Genomic DNA, 6965 nt, shown 5'->3' on the forward strand with positions numbered 1-6965 from the left:
GTCAGCAATACATGAAGATTGGACGAACAAGATTGAATCATCGATTTTCACAGGAATCTTTTTTCTGCAACCGGACAAACTTAAGGCCAGAGGAATCTAGATGATTGCAAGGAACTTCGAGTCTTTGACGGAAGAAGGAGAGCCTGAGGAATACGGGCTTCGCAGTCGGTGTTGGCACCGTCTGAGAGCAGGAACACTCAGGGTGCCCGGCTTCTTCTCCCGCCTGGACTTCACTTGCAGCGCCGCGGGGCTGTTTCTGCTTACATGCGCCGTGCTGCTTTTGGCAGGCGGTTGCGGTGGAGGTGCGGAAGATGGCGCACATCCCCCTACAGTACCGCGTGGCCCAGCTCCGCCCACAAGGCCAAATCCGATTGAACTTGAATTTCGACCGACGGATCTCGGGTCTCCAGATGCGTCGGATGGCGAAGACTACCGAGACGCTGAATTCATGGCCCATTGGGGATTGGACGCCATCTCCGCCGATGAGGCTTACGGCCGGGGGTATTTTGGTCAGGGAGTGACCATTGCGGTGGCGGATGACGGTATGGACCTCACTCATCCGGACTTGGCCGTAGACGGCAGGATCAGGGCACCGTGGCATATTCGCAAGCGGAACAATATGGTGAGTGAAGCCTATAGGGAGGGAGTACACGGTACCTACGTGGCTATGATTGCGGCTGGGGCAAGGGGCAATGCCGACGGGAATTTTGAGATAACTGTTGATGATGGCGCGCGAATACCTACCAAGAACATTCATGGAGTCGCGCCGGAGGCTTCGGTCATGCCGATAGCAATGGAAGGTGGCGCGAATCCTGTGGTCGCAATGCGATACGCGGTTGAGAATGAAGCACAGGTGCTGAATCTTAGCATAGGGGTGGGGGCTCCTTCTACTTTATCTGCTCCTGTTCCCTGCAATTACGGGAAATACGAGGGGAGAGAAGGCATATGGCTTACCTGTAAAGGCCTGCCGTATTTCAGACCCCTTCTGGTGGAAGACCTGGGTCTGACAGGAGAGTTTGCCGATCTAGCTCTGACGCTTGAAGGTAAGGATATTGTCTTTGTGTGGGCGGCCGGCAACGATGAGTGGAATTCTGAAAGTGATTTCCGTGTTCCGATGTGCGGGAAAAACCGCATTAAGCCCGATGAGGAAGGATGTCCGCTTGGGGAGTTGGTGCATACTACAAAGCAAGACTTCATGGAGAATTTCAGATGGATTCACGATGCAGACAACCCTGAACTCACAGTTTCGTTCAGGGAGATGTGGGGAACGGAATGCGGCGAGGACAGCTGCGTTGAGTATAATTCCCCGGGAGGATGGAAAGAGGCTCCTAGGTTTGAGCCCGGGCTGCTGGGGAAATGGGTCGTGGTTGCCGCGTCGGATAGAAACGGCGCAATCTCTGGGTTTTCCAACGGATGCGGTGCGGCCAGAAACTGGTGTCTGGTGGCGCCCGGAGAAGGCCTGACAATTAATCCCGGTGATTCGCATGGGCTTAGGGGTACGTCTTTTGCGGCCCCTATGGTGAGCGGAGCGCTCGCGGTGCTCAAGAGCCGGTTTCCCGATATGCCGATGGAGGTTGTACAGGCCATACTGCTTGTTTCCGCGGACCCGGTTGGAATCCGGGAAGACAATCCCGAGGAACCGGACCCTGTCTATGGCTGGGGACGATTGAATCTGGGAGAGGCAGTTATCAAGCAGGATACAGTACGCCTTCCGTACTCCGTGCCCGGGACTGCCGGGGTGACGCGGGCGATTTTTCCGGGGTCCTACCAGCGCTCTCTGTTTCCCTCCTCCGTTCAGACCTATGCGGGCAGCCAGGACCGCAGCCTGCGGCAGGGGCAATGTGTGTCTCCATATGAGATTATCCGGCGATATCAGAATCGAAACGGAAGACCTCAACAAATGATTGGCAGAAACGGAGTCTGAGAAGTTCCTGAATAGTTCTTGAGCCTGGAAACTCAGCCACGGCCGTAAGGGTCTGTGGGCAGTGAAGCAGTTTCTTATCCGCCGGCAAACGGATCGGGAATATCGGGATGCCAGCGCGCGAAATGGTTTTTGTGCGCTTCCGTATAGGCTCCGGGCGGGTAGTACTTATCGTAGAAATCCAGGTCAAGATGATGGGCCTGCACCATGAACCGAAGGAACATTGGGTCTGAAAAAGCCGGGAACCTTCCGTACGTGTCGTAAACATAGTTGCAGATATCCTTTACAACCTGAATTTCGTCTCTGCTGGGCCTTTCAACCTCCGCGAGCACGCCGGTCGGATCCTTGTAGGGAAGCTTGTGCGATTCCCAGTTTGTCCATTTCATGTCGTTAAACGCTTCCACTGCTTCTCCCATGTCCTTGTAGTACGGCGGGCAGAACGCCTGAAACAGGTCATCCCGGCCCACGGCGATCGGGTTGGGATTTCCCGTGTCGCCCTGTATTTGCGGAGTCGCGAACCGAAAACCCAGCCCCCTGTTAAATGGGGTTCCCCCGAGCATGAACATGCTTGCGAATCCGCTGAAAAGCCATCCTCCGAGACCTAGGGTCTGAAGCGCAAGGACCATGTTCTGTCCCATAAAGGCCTGCTCCGCGATGTAGCCGTTTGCGAAGCGAAGCTCCGCTTCGACAAGCGGCATTCTTTTTGATTTGTCAAGAAAACCTTGCTCAAGCCAGTGCGCGGTCCCGGGCGGTCTCAGCCTGTGAAGCTCGTCGACGAAGTTGAACCTGTGGTCGGGCCTCATGTAGAAGAAGTAAAGGTTGATTATGCATGCCGAAAGGTCCGTTACCGGCATGAACACTGTCGTTCCGGGCTTGTTCACGTTCCAGAGATTATGGGCGGCGATTCCCGGAGGCTTCGACGGCAGGTCCGCCCTTCCGTCAGAAAGCTTGATCTTGGATTCGCGGAACAGCTCGAGTATCCGGTCCACTCTCTGGTGACGGGTCATTTTCTCGAGACCCTCAAAATCCTCGGCGCGCCGGTCATGCATCTTTATCATGTAGAGCCCCTCGTCGTTCGTGTAGAAAAGCTCTGTTCTGTGCACGTCCCCTAGAGCGGGGATGGTCTTGCTCGTAAACTGCATCTCAAGGTCAAGACCCACGTGAGGGGGGAAATCAGAGAGGTTTATGTTCTTTATGCCGAGGCCCGTCCACACCAGTATGGCTTCCTCAAGTTCCGACAAGGGAACCGGGTCGTGCTTGGATTTGTACTGCAGGGGTCCCTTTTCGATCTCCATTCCGAGGCCGAAGCGGCGGGATCTCCTCTGGAAAACGGCGTCATAGAAACCGTGGTCTATGGCGTGATCAAGACCTTCTGGGTATTCGCTCATGAATTTCTCCTTAATTTGGTTTTTCCGCTCCCGCGGACAGCTTTATTTTTCCTCCTCGGAACCGGGCTCGGCGACAAGTTTCATGTATTCGTTTTCCGTGATTATCTCAAGCGAACTCTCGACCCTGTCAAGAAACACCACTCCGTTTATGTGATCGTATTCGTGCTGGAACACTCTCGCCTCAAAATCCGAGAAATCCTCTTCGAGAAGATTGTTGTTCCTGTCCCTGTACGCCGCCCGGATGTATTTGTGTCTCGGCACAAGCGCCCGGAGCCCCGGAATGCTGAGGCATCCTTCCCAGCCTTTTTCCAACTTGTCGGACACCGAAACTATCTCAGGGTTGATTATCACCTTGGTCTCTGTTTCGGGAGCATCGGGGTAGCGCGGGCTGGCAGTTCCGGAGATTATGAAGATGCGAAGAGACTCGGATACCTGGGGAGCAGCGATTCCGACTCCGCTTGCTTCGGTGGCCGTCAGGATCAGGTCGTCAATCAGCTGCTGGATTTCCGGGTTGCTTATGTTTTCGACGCTTTCGGCTCTCTGCCTGAGCACGGGGTTTCCAAGTTCGGTGATTTCACGTTGCTGCGCCATGGCTGTAACTGACTGAAAACAGCCCGCCTACAGCGAATTGCGGGCCGGTGCTTAAGGTTCTATTATTATAAACAAAAAACCGGGAGGTTAAAGAAAGCTTCGTGGCGGAAATTGAACTTATACAGAGGGCAGAAGGGTTCGGAGAAAAGACCGCGGTTGAGGACTGGACGGGGAGTTTCACTTACGCCGACCTGCTCCGCGTTTCGCGTTTTGCGGCGCTTAACCTTCTCGGCGACGAAAAGGATCTTGAGGGGGAAAGGGTCGCGTTTCTGATTCCCCCGGGATTCGAGTACGTGGTGCTTAAGCTCGGCGTATGGATGGCGGGAGGAGTGTCGGTTCCCCTAGGCATCTCTCATTCTCCAAGAGAAATAGAGTACGTCATAGAGGACTCCCGCGCGGAGACGGTGGTTCTTCACCCGGACCTAGCAAGCAAGCTTGAGGGAGTGAGCTTCGGTGCCGAAGTCCGACTGCGAGAACTCTCGGAAGTTTTCCAGCCCGCCCGCGGAGAGCTTCCCGGGATTTCCGAAGAGAGAAGGGCGATGATCATATACACAAGCGGCACTACATCCAGACCCAAGGGGGTGGTCTCGACCCATCTCGGCATAAAAGCCCAGATAAAGAGCATGACGGAGGCGTGGGAGTGGACCCCTGAAGATTCGATACTCAACGTCCTGCCCCTTCATCATCTCCATGGAATACTGAATGTTGTTCTCTGCTGCATGTGGTCCGGTGCCAGATGCGTGATGATGGACGGGTTCAGCGCCCGGGAAGCATGGAAGAGGTTCGAGAGAAAAGACCTGACCCTGTTTATGGCCGTTCCCACTGTTTACTCCAAACTGATAGATCTCTGGGATGATTTTTCCGTCGGGGAGAGGAGACGCGTGAGAGATTGCCTTCTCGGCTTCCGTCTCATGGTTTCCGGCTCCGCGGCTCTTCCCGTGTCCGTTCTTGAAAAATGGAAAGAGATAAGCGGGCAGGTGCTTCTTGAGAGATATGGGATGACCGAGACAGGAATGGCTCTTTCGAATCCTTACAGAGCCGAAAGGCTGCCGGGATGCGTGGGCTTCGCAATGCCTGGGGTCGAGGTGGGAATTTTCGACGAGAACGACAGGCTGCTGGGAGCCGGGGAGCAGGGGGAGATCAGGGTAAGGGGGAAAGGCGTGTTTCTTGAATACTGGGGAAAACCGCGGGAGACGGAAAGTGCGTTTTGTGACGGATGGTTCAAAACCGGAGACATCGCATTTTTAGAGCGCGGAGGTTCCTACAGGATACTCGGGCGGGAATCCGTGGACATAATAAAGTCAGGTGGATACAAGATATCCGCCCTCGAAATCGAGGAAGTGCTGATGGAGCATCCGCTTATCAGAGAGTGTGCGGTGGTAGGGGTCGCCGACCCGATCTGGGGAGAGAGGGTGGGGGCGGCGCTCGTGCTGAGGGAAGGTCTTTCGATTGGTCTTGAGGAGCTTCGGGACTGGGCTTCCGGCAGGCTTGCCCGGTACAAGCTTCCGATGCGGCTTCTGCTGCTTTCCTCGCTCCCGAGAAACCCGATGGGAAAGGTAACCAAAAACAGCATTAAGCAGTCTTTTCAAAATAGTTTATAATCTCATTGTAATCCGAGGTCAGTCTTTTTTGGTTTCTAAGGATAGAGCGGAGAGAAAAATGAACCGGGTTGAGAACGCACCCATGTCTTCAAACGGCCGTGTCCGTTACGGTCCCGGCATGAGAGTCCTTATCGTCGGCGCCGGTGTTGCAGGACTTACGCTCTGCGGGCTTCTCGAGCAGCGGGGCTTTCGTCCCACCCTTGTGGAGAGGGCTCCACGGTTCGGAGATGTGGGATACGTTATAGTGGTCTGGCCTTCTGGCAGCAGGATACTCAAGGGGCTCGGTCTTTACGAGCTGCTCAGGGAGCGGGGCTGCGCTTTTACCGATTACAACATTTCCAACTACAGGGGCAAGGTTATAAACAGCTACACGATTGATTCCGTGGTTGAGAAGTACGGTCCCATAATAAGCATCTACCGGCCCGATCTGATAGACATACTCCTAGGGGCGGTAAGCGATGATTCGATCAGGATGAACACCACGGTCGTTTCCCTCGAGGACACCGCGGACGGAGTCGAGACGGTATTCAGCGACGGAAGCACGGGGACCTATGATCTCGTTATAGGATGTGACGGGATAAGGTCAGGAGTCAGAAAGGATGTCTTCGGCGACATACCGCTTCGCTACAGCGGCATGTCCGGGTGGGGCTTCTGGGTCAACCCGGACCTCTGCAAAAGCGAAGGGATCATAGAGTACTGGGGGAAGGGGAAATTTCTCGGGATGTGGCCGACGCGTGGACGTCTTGCCGTTTTCACCAGCGTGAGGAGAGAGTCCGGCGTCCGGGACAGCGTTGATACGAGAATAGAGAGCATCCGGCGGAGTTTCGCCGAGTTCGGAGGCGTGGTGCCGGAAATCCTGCGCAGTCTCGATGACCCCCGCGATATTTACTATGACGAATACAACGACCTCAGAATGGATAGCTGGTCGCGGGGAAGGGTGGTGCTTGCCGGAGACTCGGTTCACGCGATACTGCCGAACGCCGGCGCCGGTGTGTCAATGGCGATGGAATCGGCGGCCGTTTTGGCCGAGGAACTCTGCAGAACCGATTCAGTGAACCTCGCTCACGCCTTCTGGCAGTATGAGTCAAGAAGAAAGGGAAGGGTGAACAAGGTTCAGAACCAGTCAAGGATCATGGGGAAATTCATATACACCGAAAGCGGTGTTCTCTCGTCTATCCGTGATTATATTGTGAGGGTGTATTCGAGCAGACAGCTTTTCAGGTACTGGGACAACATGCTGAAAGATACCCTTTGAGATCAGTGTTCCCGGTTTAAAAATTTTTTGATTCCGGAGCGTAACTTTAATGAAATCATTCAAACATCTGCTTTTTTTCTTCGTCTTGACGGCGATTCTCTCGTTTCCTCTATCAGAAGCCCTTTCCCATGATTTCTCCGAGTCCATCTCGGCTACGGTAAAGCGTCTTACCCCTTCGGTCGTTAATATAAGCACGACAAACGTAATAA

Annotated in this window: 5 protein-coding genes; 3 read left to right on the forward strand and 2 right to left on the reverse strand. The window is 54.5% G+C overall.

Annotation, left to right across the window (positions count from 1 at the left end; all coding sequences use genetic code 11):
- Positions 1–100: 100 nt before the first annotated feature.
- Positions 101–1924 (forward strand): S8 family serine peptidase, encoded by a 1824-nt coding sequence (locus OXG10_00385; protein MCY3825831.1) that lies wholly within the window; start codon positions 101–103, stop codon positions 1922–1924.
- 74 nt (positions 1925–1998) lie between these two features.
- Here the strand turns inward: OXG10_00385 and OXG10_00390 are convergent, their stop codons facing one another.
- Positions 1999–3309, reverse strand: a complete 1311-nt coding sequence (locus OXG10_00390) for a hypothetical protein (protein MCY3825832.1) — start codon at positions 3307–3309, stop codon at positions 1999–2001.
- Positions 3310–3351: 42 nt separating this feature from the next.
- A complete protein-coding gene (gene def, locus OXG10_00395; protein MCY3825833.1) occupies positions 3352–3900 on the reverse strand; it encodes a peptide deformylase in 549 nt (182 codons plus the stop codon).
- A gap of 101 nt (positions 3901–4001) precedes the next feature.
- Here def and OXG10_00400 point away from each other — a divergent pair, with 101 nt between their 5' ends.
- Together OXG10_00400 and OXG10_00405 are read left to right on the forward strand one after the other, a co-directional pair.
- A complete protein-coding gene (locus OXG10_00400; protein MCY3825834.1) occupies positions 4002–5501 on the forward strand; it encodes an acyl-CoA synthetase in 1500 nt (499 codons plus the stop codon).
- 58 nt (positions 5502–5559) lie between these two features.
- Positions 5560–6756, forward strand: coding sequence for an NAD(P)/FAD-dependent oxidoreductase (locus OXG10_00405; protein MCY3825835.1), 1197 nt, complete (start codon positions 5560–5562; stop codon positions 6754–6756).
- The last annotated feature ends 209 nt before the right edge of the window (positions 6757–6965 follow it).

The organism is Candidatus Dadabacteria bacterium (assembly GCA_026706695.1).
GTDB lineage: Bacteria > Desulfobacterota_D > UBA1144 > Nemesobacterales > Nemesobacteraceae > Nemesobacter.